This window comes from Mycobacterium timonense, assembly GCF_025821985.1.
Lineage (GTDB): Bacteria > Actinomycetota > Actinomycetes > Mycobacteriales > Mycobacteriaceae > Mycobacterium > Mycobacterium avium.
The window spans coordinates 261,159-277,721 of sequence record NZ_JACKSY010000104.1; the positions used below are offsets into that span (position 1 = coordinate 261,159).

The following is a 16,563-nucleotide window of genomic DNA, read 5'->3' on the forward strand; positions in this document are numbered from 1 at the left end:
CGGCAAATTTTGCCGCTACAGCCTGCAACCGAGCAGGACGGGCTCGGGCACCAGTGTGATGCCAAACACAGACCGCACCCCGTCCCGGATGGTCCGGGCCAGGGCGATCACGTCGTCGCTGCGGGCCGTGCCGCGGTTGGTCAGCGCCAACGCGTGCTTGGTGGACAGCCGGCAGGGCGCTTCCGGGCCGCCCGGGTCCGGGACCGGATAGCCCTTGCCGAAACCCGCCCGCTCCACCAGCCAGCCGGCGGCCAGCTTGACCCCGCCCGGGGCCGGATAGTGCGGCACCGGCCCGTCAACGGACCCGGCCAGCCGCTCGTAGACGTCGGGGGCCACCACCGGGTTGGTGAAGAACGACCCCACGCTCCAGGTGTCGTGGTCGGCGGCGTCGAGCACCATGCCCTTGCGCGCCCGCAGCGCCAGCACTGCCTCGCGGACCGCGCGCGGGTCGGCGCGCTCGCCGACGGGCACCTTCAACTCGGCGGCCAGCTCGCCGTAGCGCACCGGCGCGCTGCGCCCCGACGCATCGAGCGCGAACTCGACTTCCAGTACCACGGAAGGGATTTCGAGCCCGTCGTCGGCGCGCCGTTTGAACACGCTGGTGCGGTAACCGAATTCCAGCTCGGTGCCGGGCACCCAGCGCACCTGCCCGCTGCCGCGGTCCAGCACCCTGACCCGGGTGAGGGTGTCGGAGACCTCGGCGCCGTACGCCCCGACGTTTTGGATCGGGGTGGCCCCGGCCGAGCCCGGGATGCCGGAAAGGCATTCCAGCCCGCCCAGGCCGTGCTCGATGGCGGTGAGCACGACGTCGTCCCACACCGCCCCCGCCTGGGCGCGCACCAGGTTGCCCTCGACGGTGATTCCGTCGTTGGCCAGCCGCACCGCGGTCAGGTCACTCAGCGCGTCGGAGATCACCAGGTTCGAGCCGCCGGCGAACACCAGCACCGGATCACGTTGTCCGGCAAGCCTTTCGGTGTCCAGCCGGCGCAACGTGGCGATCAACTGTTCGCTGCTGGCACAGGTGATCAGCCGGCGCGCGGTGGGTCCGACCCGCAGCGTGGTCAGCGGCGCCAGCGGCGCCGCGTCGGCCACTGACGCGCCGGCGAACGCCGCACCGGCACCGCTGGATTTCATGGCCCGTAACGGTAGCCTGACCTGCTATGCCGCGCTCATTCGACTTGTCGGCCCACTACGACGGCAGCGTTGACGAGGTGCACCGGGCCTTCACCGATGCCGATTACTGGCGGGCCAGGCTGGCCAGCTCCGGCGTCGACGTGGCGACGCTGGAGTCGATGCGCGTCGGCGGACAGTCCGGTGACGAGGACGTCGTGGAGGTCGTCACGCTGCAGGTGATCCGCAGCGACAAGTTGCCGGGCATGGTCACCCAGCTGCACAGCGGCGATCTGTGTATCCGCCGCGAGGAGACGTGGGGGCCGGTGACGGGCGGCACCGCCACCGGGTCGGTCGTGGGCTCGATCGTGGACGCCCCGGTGAATCTGGCCGGCGACGCCGTGCTGGAGCCCGCCGAGGACACCGGCGGCGCCCGGTTGACCTTCCGGGCCACGGTCCAGGTGCGGGTGCCGATCATCGGCGGCAAGCTGGAGAACTTCATCGGCGCGCGCCTGGCCGAGCTGATTGCCGCCGAGCAGCGCTTCACCACCGAGTGGATCGCCCAAACCGCCTGAGCTCGCGCCTAAGCAGGATCGCCCGACTCCTCCTCGCGCCGCCGCGGCGGCACGCATCGTCGCCGGGCCTAAGCTGGATCGCCCGACTCCTCCTCACGCCGCCGCGGCGGCGCGCATCGTCGCCGGGCCTAAGCTGGCGCTCATGCGAATCGCGCTGGCGCAGATCCTCAGCGGCACCGACCCCGCGGCGAACCTGGCGCTGGTCGGCGAATACACCCGCCGGGCCGCCGGGGCGGGCGCGCGGCTGGTGGTATTCCCCGAGGCCACCATGTGCCGGTTCGGTGTGCCGCTGGCGCCGATCGCCGAGCCGGTCGACGGCCCCTGGGCCGACGGGGTGCGCCGCATCGCGACCGAGGCGAACGTCACCGTCATCGCCGGCATGTTCACCCCGTCCGGCGACGGCCGCGTGAAAAACACACTGCTCGTGGCCAATTCGGACGACCAGGCGGTCACCCACTACGACAAGATCCACCTCTACGACGCATTCGGCTTCACCGAATCGCGCACCGTCGCGCCGGGCCGCGAGCCGGTGGTGGTCGGCGTCGACGGGGTGCGGGTCGGGTTGAGCGTCTGCTACGACATCCGGTTCCCCGAGCTCTACACCGAGCTGGCCCGCCGCGGCGCCCAGCTGATCGCGGTCTGCGCGTCCTGGGGCGCGGGGCCCGGCAAACTCGACCAGTGGACCCTGCTGGCCCGCGCCCGCGCGCTGGACTCGATGAGCTACATCGCCGCGGCCGGTCAGGCCGACCCCGGCGGCAGCCTGTCCGCGTCGGGGGCGCCGACCGGGGTGGGCGGCAGTCTGGTCGCCTCACCGCTGGGTGAGGTGGTCGCGTCGGCCGGCGCGCAGCCGCAGCTGGTGCTGGCCGACATCGACGTCGACCGGGTCGCGCAGGCCCGCAAGACTATCGCGGCGCTCAGCAACCGCTCGGACTTTGCTCAGGTTGGTAGGGCAGAATCGGTCGGGTGACGAACCCACAAGGACCCCCGAAGCAGGACCCGTCGACGTGGGGCCGTCCCGCCAACCAGGGACCCTACGGCCAGCCTCCGACGGAACGGCCGACCGAGCGGATCAACACCGGCGGCCCAGGTCAGGCGCCCGGTCAGGTGCCGCCACCGCCGCCGGCGCCCGCTCCCCCGCCCCCCGGCCAGACCGAGCGATTCGGCACGCCGCGGCCCCAGATGCAGCAGCCCGGCTACCCGCCGCCGCCCACCCCGCCCGCCGGGCCCACCGAGCGGCTGGCCACCGCGCCGAACCCCGACAACGGGCCGGCGAAAAAGAAGCGCCGGTTCCTGCGTGACCCGGTCTCGGTGCTGTTGATCTTCATCATCGTGTTCGCCCTGATCATCGCCGGGTTCATCGGGGCGGAGCTGTACGTGCGGCACGTCGCCGACACCAAGGTCGCCCAGGCGGTGGCCTGCGAGGTCAAGGACCAGGCCACCGCGTCCTTCGGCGTGACACCGCTGATGCTGTGGCAGCAGGCGACCAAGCACTACACCAACATCTCGGTGCAGACCGCCGGCAACAACATCCGCGACGCCAAGGGCATGAAGCTCTCGATCAATATCAATGACGTCCGGCTCAAGGACAACGGCAACTCGAAGGGCACCATCGGCGCATTGGACGCCACTATCGACTGGACCACCGACGGCATCAAGCAGTCGGTGCAGAACGCCATCCCGGTGCTGGGCCCGTTCGTCACCAACACGGTGACCACCCATCCCGCCGACGGCACCATCGAGCTGAAGGGCATGTTGGACAACATCACCGCCAAGCCGGTGATCTCGGGCACCGGGTTGCAACTGCAGATCGTCAGCTTCAACGCGCTGGGCTTCACCATGCCCAAGGAGTCGGTGCAGTCGACGCTGGACGACTTCACCTCGAACCTGACGAAGAACTACCCGCTGGGCATTCACGCGGACAGCGTGCAGGTCACCGACAAGGGTGTGACCAGCCACTTCTCCACCCGCAACGCCGCCATCCCGACCGGCAACAACAACGACCCCTGCTTCGCCAACCTCTGACGCCGTCGGTCCTCAGCCCAGCCCGTCGAGCACGGCCCGGGTGCCCGACAATCCCAGCCGGGTGGCGCCGGCATCCAGCATCGCCAGCGCGTCGGCGGCGGTGCGGATGCCGCCGCTGGCCTTCACCCCCAGCCGGCCCCCGACGGCCTCGGCCATCAGGGCGACCGCCCGCACGGATGCGCCGCCGGTCGGGTGGAATCCGGTCGACGTCTTGACGAAGTCGGCGCCGGCGTCCTCGGCGGCGCGGCACACCCGGACCAGGGTGTGCTCGTCGGCCAGCGCCAGCAGCGCTGACGACTCCACGATCACCTTGAGCACGGCGCCGCCGACGGCGCCGCGCACCGCCGCGATGTCGGCGCGCACCCCGTCGAGGTCACCGGCCAGCGCCGCGCCGACGTCGATGACCATGTCGATCTCGGCGGCACCGGAGGCCACCGCCAGCGCGGCCTCGTGGGCCTTGACGGCCGGCACATGCTTGCCCGACGGGAATCCCGCCACGCTGGCCACCCGCACGCCGGCACCGGCCTGCACGGCGACGGGAACCATCGGCGGCGAGACGCACACCGCGTAGACGCCCAGCTCGGCCGCCTCGGTGACCAGGGCGGCGACGTCGGCGGCGGTGGCTTCGGGCTTGAGCAGGGTGTGGTCGACGAATGCCGCCAGCTGGGCGCGGGTGGGGGTCATCCGAAGGATTCTTCCGGACCGCCGGGATTGCAGCCGGAGGCGACCATCTCCGCGTCGTCGACGACGGGGCGCCACGGCTCCAGGTTCCAGCTGACCTTGCCGGGCCGGCCCAGCTCGGCGAACTGCCAGTGGCACAGGAACTGCGCGCGCATCCCGGCGGTGTCGGCGTCCGGGGCCAGGGCGAGCACCTCGGCCCAGGCCTCGTCGGCCATCGCCATCGACCCGGGCGTCTTGGCGGCGGTGCGCCCGGCGGGCGTCGGGAAGACCCGCAGGCTGCTTCGGCCCTGCCATTGCGCCCACTCGGTGTGGTCGATGAACGGCGGGTCGGCCGTCCCGGCGCCGGGGTCCGGCACGGCGGCGGGCGCTATCGGCCAGCACAGCGCCAGCAGCAGCGCGGCCGGCGCGGCCAGCGGAACCCGCATCCCGCTAGCGCGACTTGCCCTGTATTTCCAGGAGTTTGGGCCGCACATCGACCAGATACACCCCGGCCGCACAGGCGGCGATCGCCATGCCCAGCACGCCGAACACGTAGCCCAGCACCGACGTCAAAGCCACCGCCCCGCCCAGGATCAGCAACCACACCGGCTTGGTCAGCTTGTCGGCGGCGGTATAGGCGTCGGGGCGCTGCAGCGCGGCATGCACGAAGGCGTAGATCGCCGTGACCAGGACGGCGATCTGCAAGACCAGCATGACGGTACCCACGAGGTGGTTCACGCCTCAAGCGTAGGCGGGCGGCGTCCAAAACGTCGACTCCGAGTCACCCGAAGGCAACTCGGAGTCGAGCGTCGTGGGAACTGCGGTGCTACTTCTGGGTGACCTTCTTGGCCGCGGCCTTCTTGGCCGGCGCCTTCTTGGCGGGGGCCTTCTTGGCCGGCGCCTTCTTGGCGGGGGCCTTGGCGATGGCCTTCTGGGCCTTCTTGCCGGCGGCCTCCGCCTTGCCCGGCAGCTCGATGCCCACCAGCTTGGCGGCGCGCTCACCGACCGCGCGGGTCTGCGACGCGACGGTGCCCAGCGCCTCCTGGGTCAGCTCGACGGCCTGGTCCACGTAGCCCTCGGCGCGCGCGGAGGCGTCCTCGAAGGCGGTCTGGCTGCGCAGCCGCTGCAGGGCCGCCTCGCCGCGCTCGACCAGCTCGTTGTACCGGTTGGTCGCCGCCTCCAGGTAGCCCTCGGCCGCCTTGCGCAGCTCCTCGGTGGTGAACTTGTCGCGCAGCTCGGTGAACTGCTCGGGCAGGTCCTCCTGGAACTTGGTCAGCCGGGCGCGGCGCTCCTCGACCCGGGTGCGGGTCTCGGCGCGGGTCTCCTCGGCCCGCTCACGCAGGTTCGCGATCAGGTCGTTGACCGTGGCCAGGGCCAGGTCGGCCGCGCCCAGGGCCGCGAGCAGCGGGGCTCGCAAGTCGTCGATGTTCGGGTTTTCCGCCATGGTTGTTCCTTTCATGGTTTCTGCTCTGTGTGTTTGTCAGGTGTCTGGTCGGGAAATTAGGTGCAAACGTCTCCTTCGCAACTGGGGCCGCGCGGAGCGTCGGTCGTTCGTCATGCAGTTGGGCTGGAACCGCCAGATCCCTACTGTGGGGTAACCCCCGCGGCCGGTCGTCTATACATCACTGACCCGCCGGCGACGGACTGATCACTCGCTGTCGGGCTGGGTCGGACACTCCTCATGGGTGGCTTCGTTTTGCTGGGTGAACGATGCGTAGATGTCGAGCAGGATCTGCTTTTGGCGCTCGGTGATCGCGGTGTCGGTGACGATCGCGTCCCGCACCTGACTTTTGTCGCTGGGCTCGAGGATCCCGGCGCGCACATAGAGAACCTCGGCGGAAACCCGGAGGGCCTTCGCGATCTGGTTCAGGACGTCGGCCGATGGCTTGCGCAGTCCACGCTCCACCTGGCTGAGATAGGGATTGCTGACCCCGGACTTCTCGGCGAGTTGCCGCACCGACACCTGCGCGAGTTCACGCTGGCTGCGGATGAAGCTGCCGATGTCGGAGGCCATGTCGGAGGCAGCGTTGGACACCTTGGCGGAGAGCTTCTCCTCGGGTGCCACGGCGTGCTCCTGGTCGGACGGTCGGTCTGGACGGCCCTCAGACTACTACAAGTGCTTGCTATTGCAAGCACTTGTTAGCACTGCTAGAAAAGCAGCTGCGCGACGGCGTAGATGACCAGACCGGCCAGCGAGCCGACCACCGTTCCGTTGATCCGGATGAACTGCAGGTCACGGCCGACGTGCAGCTCGATGCGCCGGCTGGCCTCTTCGGCGTCCCAGCGCTCGATGGTGTCGGTGATGATCGCTGTGATTTCCACCCCATACTGCGAGACCAGGTGCTGGGCGGCCCGAACCAGCCAGTTGTCGACCTTGTCGCGCAGGTCGGCGTCGTCGCGCAACGACTCCCCGATGCGCACCACGGTGTCGGCGATGCGGCTGCGCAGCGCGCTGGACGGGTCGTCCACGCCCTCGAGCACCAGCCGTTTCAGCGTCTTCCAGGCCGTCGCGGCGGCATTGGCGATCTCGTCGCGCGCCATCAGCTGCTCCTTGATGGCGTCGGCGCGGGCGATGGTGTCCGGGTCGTGCTGCAGGTCGTCGGCGAATTCGAACAGGAAGCGGGTCGCCGACCGGCGCAGTTCGTGGTCGGGGTTGCGGCGCACCTTGTCGGTGAAGTCCATCAGCTCGCGGTGGATGCGATCGCCCACCAGGTGGTCGATGAAGCGCGGCGACCAGGTCGGCGAGTCGCGCTCGACCACCCGCTGGATGACCTCGCCGGCGTTCAGCGACCACTGGAAGGCGCGGTCGGCCAGCAGCTGGATCAGCGCCTCCTGCCGGTTCTCGGCCAGCAGCGTCGCCAGCACCCGGCCCACCGGCGGACCCCACTGCGGTTCGGCGATGCGGCGCACGATCATCCGGTCGATCACCTGCTGGACGTCTTCGTCGCGCAGCAGCTCCACCAGCACCCGCAGCACCGTGGCCGTCTCGCCGGCCACCCGTTCGGCGTGCGCGGCTTCCGACAGCCACTTACCCAGCCGGCCGGACACCTGCGCGTCGCGCAGCTTGGTCTCCACCACCTCCGGCGATAGGAAGTTCTCCCGCACGAAGGTGCCCAGGCCCTCCCCCAGCTGGTCCTTCTTGCGCTTGATGATGGCGGTGTGCGGGATCGGGATGCCCAGCGGATGGCGGAACAGCGCCGTCACCGCGAACCAGTCCGCCAGCGCGCCCACCATCCCGGCCTCCGCGGCCGCGCCGACATAACCGACCCAGGCGCCCACGCCGGGCTGCGCCTGCGCCCATCGGCAGGCCAAAAACAGGCCGGTGGCACCGATCAGGAAACTCAGCGCCACCGCCTTCATCCGGCGCAGCGCCACCCGCCGCTGCGCGTCGGCCTGCGGATCGGCGCCGGCGAAGGATTCGGCGAACGAGGTGCGGCCCGAGGCTCTGTGTGCCACCACTCCATCATCTATCTTTCCCGCCGATTGGTGTGACGACACCGCGCGCGACGGTCGTCCACGCCCGGGCCAAGACCGCGAACCGGCCGGTCCACGCCGTAGTATCGAGGGCGTCTAGGGAATGGGATTTCGGCGATAGTGGCAGAGCAAATCACGGCTGCGAGCGTCAAAATGGACGGGCGCAAGCGGCGCTGGCATCAGCACAAAGTGGACCGTCGCAACGAACTGGTCGACGGCACGATCGACGCGATTCGCCGGCTCGGCGGCGCGCTGAGCATGGACGAGATCGCCGCCGAGATCGGGGTCTCCAAGACGGTGCTCTACCGCTACTTCGTGGACAAGAACGACCTCACGACCGCCGTGATGATGCGGTTCACCCAGACCACGCTGATTCCCAACATGGCCGCCGCGCTCACCTCCGGCCTGGACGGCTTCGACCTGACCCGCGAGGTCATCCGGGTCTACGTAGAGACCGTGGCCAACGAACCCGAGCCGTACCGGTTCGTGATGTCCAACAGCTCGGCCAGCAAGAGCAAGGTCATCGCCGACTCCGAGCGCATCATCGCGCGCATGCTCGCGGTGCTGATGCGCCGGCGCATGCAGCACGCCGGAATGGACACCGGCGGCGTGGAACCGTGGGCGTACCTGATCGTCGGCGGTGTGCAACTGGCCACCCACTCCTGGATGTCGTACCCGCGGATGAGCCGCGACGAGCTGATCGACTACCTGACGATGCTGAGCTGGAACGCGCTCAAGGGGATCGTGGAAGTCGGCGGGTCGCTGGAGAAGTTCCGCGAAGAGCCGCACCCGTCGCCCATCGTGCCGCCGCGGGAAGCGGCGCTCTGACGCCCCGGCACCGGCCCGGGCAGGGCGACTTCACCCGCCCCAGCGACTACCATGCAGGACAGCGTTGGGGGACGAAGCGGGGTGGTTGCGTGGCTGCCCACCCCCGCCATCTCATATAGAAAGGCTCGTGTCGACATGTCCGTGCAGCTCACGCCGCATTTTGGAAACGTGCAGGCCCACTACGACTTGTCCGACGACTTCTTCCGCCTGTTCCTGGACCCCACTCAGACCTACAGCTGCGCGTACTTCGAGCGCGACGACATGACCCTGGAAGAGGCCCAGATCGCCAAGATCGACCTGGCGCTGGGCAAGTTGAAGCTCGAGCCGGGAATGACGTTGCTGGACATCGGGTGTGGCTGGGGCGCCACCATGCGGCGGGCCATCGAGAAGTATGACGTCAACGTGGTGGGCCTGACACTGTCGGAGAACCAGGCCGAGCACGTGCAGAAGACCTTCGACGCGATGGACACCCCGCGCACCCGGCGGGTGCTGCTGGAGGGCTGGGAGAAGTTCCACGAGCCCGTGGACCGCATCGTCTCGATCGGCGCGTTCGAGCACTTCGGCCGGCAACGCTACGGCCGCTTCTTCAGGATGGCCTACGACGTGCTGCCGCCCGGCGGAATCATGTTGCTGCACACCATCGTTCGGCCCTCCTTCAAAGACGCCCGGGCCAAGGGCATGAAGCTGACCCACGAGATCGTCGAGTTCTCCCGGTTCATCCTGGCCGAGATCTTCCCCGGCGGCTGGCTGCCCACACCGCAGACCGTCGGCGAATACGGCGTGACGGCGGGCTTCGACCTGACCCGGGTGCAGTCGCTGCAGCTGCACTACGCCCGGACGCTGGACCTGTGGGCGCAGGCGCTCGAGGCCAATCGCGAGCAGGCCATCGCCATCCAGTCCCAAGAGGTCTACGACCGGTACATGAAGTATTTGACCGGCTGCGCCAAGCTGTTCCGGGAGGGCTACACCGACGTCAACCAGTTCACCATGGAGAAGAAGTAGCCGTCCTGCCCGACCCGCCTACTTGACCAGCGTGAATTGCCCCACGTTGCTGATGCCCTTGCGGAAGAAGTTCTCGCACCCGGTCAGGTAGTGCATGTAGCGGTCGTAGACCGCTTGCGACTGGATGGCGATGGCCTTGTCCTTGTTGGCCTCCAGGTTCGCCGCCCAGATGTTGAGGGTCCGCGCGTAGTGCTCGCGCAGCAGCTGCACCCGCTCCACCGAAAAGCCCGCCGCCTCACCGAATTTGAAAATGTCCTCCTGCGCCGGCAACTGGCCGCCCGGGAAAATTTCCTGGCCGATGAACCGCATGAACCGTAAATCGCTCATCGTGATCGAAACGCCGCGCTCGTGCTGCTGTTTCTGGGTGTAGGTCAAGATGGTGTGCAAAAGCATCCGGCCGTCGTCGGGCAGGATGTCGTAGGCGCGGTCGAAAAATGCGGAATAGCGCTCCATTTTGAACGCCTCGAAGGCGCCGATGGTGACGATCCGGTCGACCTTGTCGTCGAACTCTTCCCAGCCCTGCAGCCGCACCTCGATGTTGCGGTCCGTCGGAAATCCGGCCAGCAGCTTCTTGCTGTATTCGAATTGGTTGCGGCTCAACGTGATTCCGATGACGTTGACGTCATACTTCTCCAGGGCCCGCTTCAGTGCGCCGCCCCAGCCACACCCGATGTCCAGCAGCGTCATCCCGGGCTCGAGGTTCAGCTTGCCCAGCGCCAGGTCGAACTTCGCGGTTTGCGCTTCTTCGAGCGTCATGTCGTCGCGTTCGAAGAAGGCGCACGTGTAGGCCATGGTCGGATCGAGAAATAACGCAAAGAATTCGTCGGAGACGTCGTAGATGGACTGCGATTCCTCGTAATACGGTTCCAAGCCCGTCATGCGCGGCACAAACCTTTCATCTTATTGAACGCGAGCATAGTAACCGACCTGATCACGCGCGGCCGCGCGGGCGCCGGTCAATACCTGTCAATACGTGTAGAAACCCTGGCCCGTCTTCTTGCCGAGCCGGCCGGCCTCCACCATGCGCAGCAACAGCGGCGGGGCGCCGTACTGCGGCTCCTTGAACTCCTCGAACATCTTGTCCGCGATCAGCTTCAGGGTGTCCAGGCCCACCAGGTCGGAAAGCCGCAGCGGGCCCATCGGATGCGACAGCCCGGCCACCACGGCCTTGTCCACGTCCTCGACGGTGGCGAAGCCGGCCTCCACCATCCGGATCGCCGACAGCAGGTAGGGCACCAGCAGCGCGTTGACCACGAAGCCGGACCGGTCGCTGCAGCGCACCACCTGCTTGCCCAGCACCGCGCTGGCGAACTCCTCGGTGCGCGCGGCGGCGGCCTCGTCGGTGACCAGCGTGCTGACCAGCTCGACCAGCGGCAGCACCGGCACGGGATTGAAGAAGTGCAGCCCCAGCACCCGTTGCGGGTTCTTGGTCGCCGCGGCGAGCTTCATGATCGGGATGCTGGAGGTGTTGGAGGCCAACACCGCATCGGGGTCGGTGACCACCCGGTCGAGTTCGGCGAAGACCTGGGCCTTGACGGCGTCGTCCTCGATGATGGCCTCGATGACCAGTTGGCGATCGGCGAGGTCTTTCAGGTCGGTGGTGAAGGTGAGCTTGCTCAGCGCGCGGTCACGCTCCCGCTCGGTGACCTTGCCGGCGCTCACGCCCCGCTCCAGCGACTTCACGATGCGGTTGCGTCCCGCCGTGATGAGGGCCTCGGTGGTCTCGAACACCGTCACGTCGACGTCGGCGCGGACCGAGACCTCGGCGATGCCGGATCCCATCTGGCCGGCCCCGACCACTCCTACTCGCTGAATCGCTGCGTCACTCACTGTTCTCCGCCAATCGTCTTGTCGTGCACCGCACCTTACACGCCGCGAGCAGACGCAAAGGCACCGCTTTTGCTGTGCAAAAGGGTGCCTTTGCGTCTGCTCGGCAGCACTAACTCAGTGGCTCAAGCCGTCGGTTCCACTTCCTCCTCGCGGCTGACGCCGCTCGTCGTCAGTGGCTCGAGCCGTCGGTTCCACTTCCTCCTCGCGGCTGACGCCGCTCGTCGTCAGTGGCTCAAGCCCTCGGTTCCACCTCGTCTTCGCGGGCAAGCCCGCTCAGCCTCAGTGGAACTGGCCCTCTTCGGTGGAGCCGGTCAGCGCGGTGGTCGACGACGTCGGGTCGACCGTGGTGGCGATCCGGTCGAAGTAACCGGCGCCCACCTCGCGCTGGTGCTTGGTGGCGGTGTAACCGCGCTCCTCGGCGGCGAACTCGCGCTCCTGCAGCTCGACGTAGGCGGTCATCTGGTTGCGGGCGTAGCCGTAGGCCAGATCGAACATCGAGTAGTTCAGCGCGTGGAAGCCGGCCAGCGTGATGAACTGGAACTTGAATCCCATTGCGGCAAGCTCCTTTTGGAACTTCGCGATGGTGGCGTCGTCGAGGTGCTTCTTCCAGTTGAACGACGGCGAGCAGTTGTAGGCCAGCATCTGGTCGGGGAACTCGGCCTTGACGCCCTCGGCGAACTTGGCGGCCAGCTCCAGGTCGGGCGTGCCGGTCTCCATCCAGATCAGGTCGGAGTACGGCGCGTAGGCCTTGGCCCGGGCGATGCAGGGCTCGAGGCCGTTGCGGACCCGGTAGAAGCCCTCCTTGGTGCGCTCGCCGGTGATGAACGGCTGGTCGCGCTCGTCGACGTCGGAGGTGATCAGCGTGGCCGCCTCGGCGTCGGTGCGGGCGATGACGACGGTCGGCACGTCGCACACGTCGGCGGCCAGCCGGGCCGAGGTCAGCGTGCGGATGTGCTGCTGGGTCGGGATCAGCACCTTGCCACCCAGGTGGCCGCACTTCTTCTCCGAAGCCAGCTGGTCCTCCCAGTGCGAGCCCGCCACACCGGCGGCGATCATCGCCTTCTGCAGCTCGAAGACGTTGAGCGCACCACCGAAGCCGGCCTCGCCGTCGGCGACGATCGGCGCCAGCCAGTTCTTCACCGAGGTGTCGCCCTCGACCTTGGCGATCTGGTCCGCGCGCAGCAGCGCGTTGTTGATCCGGCGCACCACGGTCGGCACCGAGTTGGCGGGGTACAGGCTCTGGTCGGGGTAGGTGTGACCGGACAGGTTGGCGTCACCGGCGACCTGCCAGCCCGACAGGTAGATGGCCTTCAGGCCGGCGCGCACCTGCTGCACGGCCATGTTGCCGGTCAGGGCGCCCAGCGCGTTGATGTACTCCAGGTCGTGCAGCTGCTCCCACAGCACCTCCGCGCCCCGGCGGGCCAGGGTGTTCTCCTCGACGACGGTGCCCTGCAGGGCGACGACGTCCTCGGCGGTGTAGGTGCGGGTGACATCCTTCCAGCGCGGGTTGGTGTCCCAGTCCTTCTGGATCTCCTCGGCGCTCTTGGGGGTGCCAACGACAGACATGGGCATGCTCCTTCACGATCTTCACTACGGAATTGCTGGATGCCTCACCGGCGGTAGCTAGCGGCTCAACTTCACTGGTGTGCTAACTCGAAGATGGCACAGCCGATAACGCCCGGTCCAGCCGTTTCAGTTGCCAATTTCAGCAACGAGACCGAGCGATTTTGCGAAGTTTGCTAAGTCGGTAACGAACTTAACCGTTTCAGAAGCTACCCGTCAGTAACCCCAAAGCCGCAGGTCACGCCGCAAATTAACCCGGACGCTTGTACTGTTAGCGAGCAAAGATCGCGGCGACGGCTTTGGCCTCGTCGCCGACGGCGTATGTGAGCGTTGTAACAGTGCGATCGGCCAGCTCGGGACCGAATTGATCGGTGGATCCGGCGGGGTGGACGTGGGAGATGATCTCCAATTTGTCGCCCAGGGCCACCGGCGCCTCGTGTTCGATGGTGACGCGCAACGGCGTCCGCATCAGCTCGGTGTGCGACGCCAGGTAGTCCTCGACGACGCTCCAGTACACGGAGTTGTTCATGTGGTCGAACAGGTCGATGTCGGTGACCCGGACCGGGAACTCGTGGATCTCGACCGCGTCGTCGCGGCTGGCAGGCTTCAGGTAGGGCTTCCAGCGCAGCCGGTCCACCGAGGTCGTCTTGTGCAGGCCGGCCAGGAAGTCGTCGGCGATCCGCGACGGCATCTGGGTTTCCCGGTTGATGTTGATCCAGAACGCCTCGGACTCGATAAGGCCGCCCTTGCGGCCGTCGATGCGGACCCGCATCTCGCACCACCGGTTCGAGGTCCCCGAGCACCACCGACGCAGCCGCAGCATGTCGTTGAACTCGATCGGCCGGATCAGGTCCAGCATGGTGCGCCGGACGATCCACAGCGGGTGGGTCTCCTCGAAACCCATCTCCCGCAGCTGGTCCTGGCCGATGTCCTGAATGTGGCGGGCCGCGGCGTCCAGCCGCAGCCGCCCGGTGCGGTCGATGTCGCCGACCCGCAGCGGCCATTCGCGATCGAAAACGTCGGGGTGACCGTCGGGCACCGGCATCATTTGTTTGTCCAGGCTCACGGTGTCGCTCCCCGTTTCCTCCTCGTCGGTGCCCCCAGGCTAAGGCCTGCGGCCCCGCTCGAATCATGCCAACGACGTGCGCCGAACACCAATCGCGACGCGGCCATCGCGGCTGCCAACTCTGCGAACCAGGGCTTCACAGGCCCGGTAACCTGGGTGGAGTGTCCAAGACGTTCGTCGGCTCACGCGTTCGCCAGCTGCGTCACGAACGCGGGTTTTCCCAGGCCGCGCTGGCCCAGATGCTGGAGATCTCGCCGAGCTACCTCAACCAGATCGAGCATGACGTCCGACCGCTGACGGTGGCGGTGCTGCTGCGCATCACCGAGGTGTTCGGGGTGGACGCCACCTTCTTCTCCTCGCAGGACGACACCCGGCTGGTGGCCGAGCTGCGCGAGGTCACCATGGACCGGGACCTGGACATCGACGTCGACCCCACCGAGGTCGCCGAGATGGTCAGCGCCCATCCCGGTCTGGCCCGCGCGGTGGTCAACCTGCACCGGCGGTACCGGATCACCACCGCGCAGCTGGCGGCCGCCACCGAGGAGCGGTTCTTCGACGGCAGCGGCACCGGGTCGATCACCATGCCGCACGAGGAGGTCCGCGACTACTTCTACCAGCGGCAGAACTATCTGCACGAGCTGGACACCGCCGCCGAGGACCTCACCATCAAGATGCGCCTGCACCACGGGGATCTGGCCCGGGAGCTGACCCGCCGGCTCACCGAGGTGCACGGCGTGCACATCAACCGGCGCATCGATCTGGGCGACACCGTGCTGCACCGCTACGACCCCGAGACCAAGACGCTGGAGATCAGCAATCACCTGTCGTGGGGGCAGCAGGTGTTCAAGATGGCCGCCGAACTGGCCTACCTGGAGTTCGGCGACCTGATCGACAGCCTGGTGGCGCAGGGAAAGTTCACCAGCGAGGAGTCGCACAAACTGGCCCGGCTCGGGCTGGCCAACTACTTCGCCGCCGCGGCGGTGCTGCCGTATCGCCAATTCCACGACGTCGCCGAGAATTTCCGCTACGACGTCGAGCGGCTGTCGTCGTTCTACTCGGTCAGCTACGAGACCATCGCGCACCGCCTGTCGACCCTGCAGCGGCCGTCGATGCGCGGGGTGCCGTTCTCCTTCATCCGGGTGGACCGGGCCGGCAACATGTCAAAACGCCAGTCCGCCACGGGTTTTCACTTCTCCTCCAGCGGCGGTACCTGCCCGCTGTGGAACGTCTACGAGACGTTCGCCAACCCGGGCAAGATCCTGGTGCAGATCGCCCAGATGCCCGACGGCCGCAACTACATGTGGGTGGCCCGCACCGTGGAGCGGCGCGCGGCCCGGTATGGTCAGCCCGGTAAGACCTTCGCGATCGGCCTGGGCTGCGAGCTGCGCCATGCGCACCGGCTGGTCTATTCGGAGGGACTCGACGTCTCGGGGGGCCCAGGAACAGTGGCGACACCGATCGGCGCGGGCTGCCGGGTCTGCGAACGCGACAACTGCCCGCAGCGCGCCTTCCCCGCGCTCGGCCGCGCCCTCGACCTCGACGAGCACCGCAGCACGGTGTCTCCCTACCTGGTGAAGCAGCCGTGACCGCGCCCCGCATCCCGGCCGGGCGGTTTCGCCAACTGGGACCGATCAATTGGGTGATCGCGAAGCTGGGCGCGCGCACCGTCGGCGCGCCGGAGATGCACCTGTTCACCACGCTGGGTCAACGCCGGCTGCTGTTTTGGACCTGGCTGGCCTACGGGGGCCGGCTGCTGCGCGGCAAACTGCCCACCGCCGACACCGAGCTGGTGATCCTGCGCGTCGCGCACCTGCGCGGCTGCGAATACGAGCTGCAGCACCATCGCCGGATGGCGCGGACGGCCGGTCTGGACCCGGATCTGCAGGCCGCGATCTTCGCCTGGCCGCAGCGACTCGAACCGGTGCAGGCCCGCCTGACCGTGCGTCAGCAGGCGCTGCTGGCGGCGACCGACGAGTTCGTCAACGACCGGACCGTCAGCGAGGCCACCTGGCGGCAGCTGGCGGAGCACCTGGACCGCCGGCAGCTGATCGAATTCTGCCTGCTGGCAAGCCAATACGACGGGCTGGCGGCCACCATGTCGGCACTGGCGATTCCGCTGGACCACCCCGAGGGGTCATGAGTAGGTGTCATAGGTAGACGTCGGCCAGGACGGCCAGCGTCAGCAGCACGGGAAGCACCGGCAGCGCGAAGGCGAAGGCGGCCCGCGGCTGGCTGCCGCGCCGGCGCTGCCAGGCGCCCCACACCGCCGCGGCGCCGCCCAGCACCACCGACGCCACCAACACGAGCGGCCCCCACTGGCCCACCGTGGCGTTGTCCCCGTTCGAAATGGCAAGCAGCCAAAGGACATAACCGGTCGCCAGGCCACCGAGGGCGGCAGCGATGGTCTGGGGCGTCAGCGTGCGCAGCATCGTC

Annotated in this window: 19 protein-coding genes; 7 read left to right on the forward strand and 12 right to left on the reverse strand. The window is 68.0% G+C overall.

Going from position 1 to position 16,563, the window contains the following annotated elements; genetic code table 11:
- Positions 1–15: 15 nt before the first annotated feature.
- The gene (locus H7I87_RS23780; protein WP_023862175.1) at positions 16–1,134 is read right to left on the reverse strand and encodes a UDP-N-acetylmuramate dehydrogenase; all 1,119 of its coding nucleotides are present in this window, start codon (positions 1,132–1,134) and stop codon (positions 16–18) included.
- 26 nt (positions 1,135–1,160) lie between these two features.
- On the opposite strand from H7I87_RS23780, the gene H7I87_RS23785 reads away from it, so the two are divergent.
- The 3 genes from H7I87_RS23785 (at position 1,161) to H7I87_RS23795 (ending at position 3,707) form a co-directional block, all read left to right on the forward strand.
- Positions 1,161–1,685 carry a DUF2505 domain-containing protein gene (locus H7I87_RS23785; RefSeq protein WP_003873729.1) on the forward strand — a complete coding sequence of 175 codons (525 nt, stop codon included), beginning with the start codon at positions 1,161–1,163 and terminating at the stop codon, positions 1,683–1,685.
- 142 nt (positions 1,686–1,827) lie between these two features.
- Positions 1,828–2,652, forward strand: coding sequence for a carbon-nitrogen hydrolase family protein (locus H7I87_RS23790; protein ID WP_011726183.1), 825 nt, complete (start codon positions 1,828–1,830; stop codon positions 2,650–2,652).
- Positions 2,649–3,707, forward strand: coding sequence for an LmeA family phospholipid-binding protein (locus H7I87_RS23795; RefSeq protein ID WP_011726184.1), 1,059 nt, complete (start codon positions 2,649–2,651; stop codon positions 3,705–3,707). The genes H7I87_RS23790 and H7I87_RS23795 overlap by 4 nt, the downstream gene beginning before the upstream one ends.
- A gap of 12 nt (positions 3,708–3,719) precedes the next feature.
- On the opposite strand, the gene deoC is transcribed toward H7I87_RS23795, so the two are convergent.
- The 6 genes from deoC to H7I87_RS23825 all read right to left on the reverse strand — a co-directional run bounded on the left by deoC (position 3,720) and on the right by H7I87_RS23825 (position 7,826).
- Entirely contained in the window at positions 3,720–4,391 is a 672-nt protein-coding gene (gene deoC, locus H7I87_RS23800) for a deoxyribose-phosphate aldolase (protein WP_009979318.1), read from the reverse strand.
- Positions 4,388–4,813 (reverse strand): DUF2599 domain-containing protein, encoded by a 426-nt coding sequence (locus tag H7I87_RS23805; protein WP_033727318.1) that lies wholly within the window; start codon positions 4,811–4,813, stop codon positions 4,388–4,390. Before H7I87_RS23805 ends, deoC begins: the two co-directional genes overlap by 4 nt.
- A 4-nt stretch (positions 4,814–4,817) precedes the next feature.
- Positions 4,818–5,105 carry a DUF2516 family protein gene (locus H7I87_RS23810; RefSeq protein WP_003879303.1) on the reverse strand — a complete coding sequence of 96 codons (288 nt, stop codon included), beginning with the start codon at positions 5,103–5,105 and terminating at the stop codon, positions 4,818–4,820.
- Positions 5,106–5,193: 88 nt separating this feature from the next.
- A complete protein-coding gene (gene hbhA / locus H7I87_RS23815) occupies positions 5,194–5,811 on the reverse strand; it encodes a heparin-binding hemagglutinin HbhA (protein ID WP_023866985.1) in 618 nt (205 codons plus the stop codon).
- Between the two features lie 204 nt (positions 5,812–6,015).
- Entirely contained in the window at positions 6,016–6,432 is a 417-nt protein-coding gene (locus H7I87_RS23820) for a helix-turn-helix domain-containing protein (protein ID WP_003873735.1), read from the reverse strand.
- Between the two features lie 83 nt (positions 6,433–6,515).
- Positions 6,516–7,826: a DUF445 domain-containing protein gene (locus H7I87_RS23825; RefSeq protein WP_009979323.1), complete on the reverse strand. Its 1,311-nt coding sequence runs from the start codon at positions 7,824–7,826 to the stop codon at positions 6,516–6,518.
- Between the two features lie 135 nt (positions 7,827–7,961).
- Between H7I87_RS23825 and H7I87_RS23830 the strand changes: the two genes are divergently transcribed.
- Both H7I87_RS23830 and pcaA read left to right on the forward strand, forming a co-directional pair.
- The gene (locus tag H7I87_RS23830) at positions 7,962–8,669 is read left to right on the forward strand and encodes a TetR/AcrR family transcriptional regulator (protein WP_010950184.1); all 708 of its coding nucleotides are present in this window, start codon (positions 7,962–7,964) and stop codon (positions 8,667–8,669) included.
- A gap of 135 nt (positions 8,670–8,804) precedes the next feature.
- Complete coding sequence (gene pcaA / locus H7I87_RS23835) at positions 8,805–9,671, forward strand: cyclopropane mycolic acid synthase PcaA (RefSeq protein ID WP_009979325.1); 867 nt, start codon at positions 8,805–8,807, stop codon at positions 9,669–9,671.
- 18 nt (positions 9,672–9,689) lie between these two features.
- Here the strand turns inward: pcaA and H7I87_RS23840 are convergent, their stop codons facing one another.
- The 4 genes from H7I87_RS23840 to H7I87_RS23855 form a co-directional block, all read right to left on the reverse strand.
- Complete coding sequence (locus H7I87_RS23840) at positions 9,690–10,550, reverse strand: cyclopropane mycolic acid synthase family methyltransferase (protein ID WP_003873739.1); 861 nt, start codon at positions 10,548–10,550, stop codon at positions 9,690–9,692.
- 87 nt (positions 10,551–10,637) lie between these two features.
- Positions 10,638–11,501, reverse strand: a complete 864-nt coding sequence (locus H7I87_RS23845; protein WP_010950182.1) for a 3-hydroxybutyryl-CoA dehydrogenase — start codon at positions 11,499–11,501, stop codon at positions 10,638–10,640.
- A 279-nt stretch (positions 11,502–11,780) separates the two neighbouring features.
- A complete protein-coding gene (aceA, locus tag H7I87_RS23850; protein ID WP_011726191.1) occupies positions 11,781–13,067 on the reverse strand; it encodes an isocitrate lyase in 1,287 nt (428 codons plus the stop codon).
- Positions 13,068–13,335: 268 nt separating this feature from the next.
- Entirely contained in the window at positions 13,336–14,130 is a 795-nt protein-coding gene (locus H7I87_RS23855; RefSeq protein WP_023862169.1) for an acyl-[acyl-carrier-protein] thioesterase, read from the reverse strand.
- A 161-nt stretch (positions 14,131–14,291) separates the two neighbouring features.
- Here H7I87_RS23855 and ramB point away from each other — a divergent pair, with 161 nt between their 5' ends.
- A complete protein-coding gene (ramB, locus tag H7I87_RS23860; RefSeq protein WP_009979329.1) occupies positions 14,292–15,716 on the forward strand; it encodes an acetate metabolism transcriptional regulator RamB in 1,425 nt (474 codons plus the stop codon).
- Positions 15,713–16,270 (forward strand): carboxymuconolactone decarboxylase family protein, encoded by a 558-nt coding sequence (locus H7I87_RS23865; protein ID WP_003879295.1) that lies wholly within the window; start codon positions 15,713–15,715, stop codon positions 16,268–16,270. The genes ramB and H7I87_RS23865 overlap by 4 nt, the downstream gene beginning before the upstream one ends.
- Before the next feature lie 7 nt (positions 16,271–16,277).
- On the opposite strand, the gene H7I87_RS23870 is transcribed toward H7I87_RS23865, so the two are convergent.
- Positions 16,278–16,559, reverse strand: a complete 282-nt coding sequence (locus H7I87_RS23870; RefSeq protein WP_019734124.1) for a hypothetical protein — start codon at positions 16,557–16,559, stop codon at positions 16,278–16,280.
- Positions 16,560–16,563 lie beyond the last annotated feature (4 nt).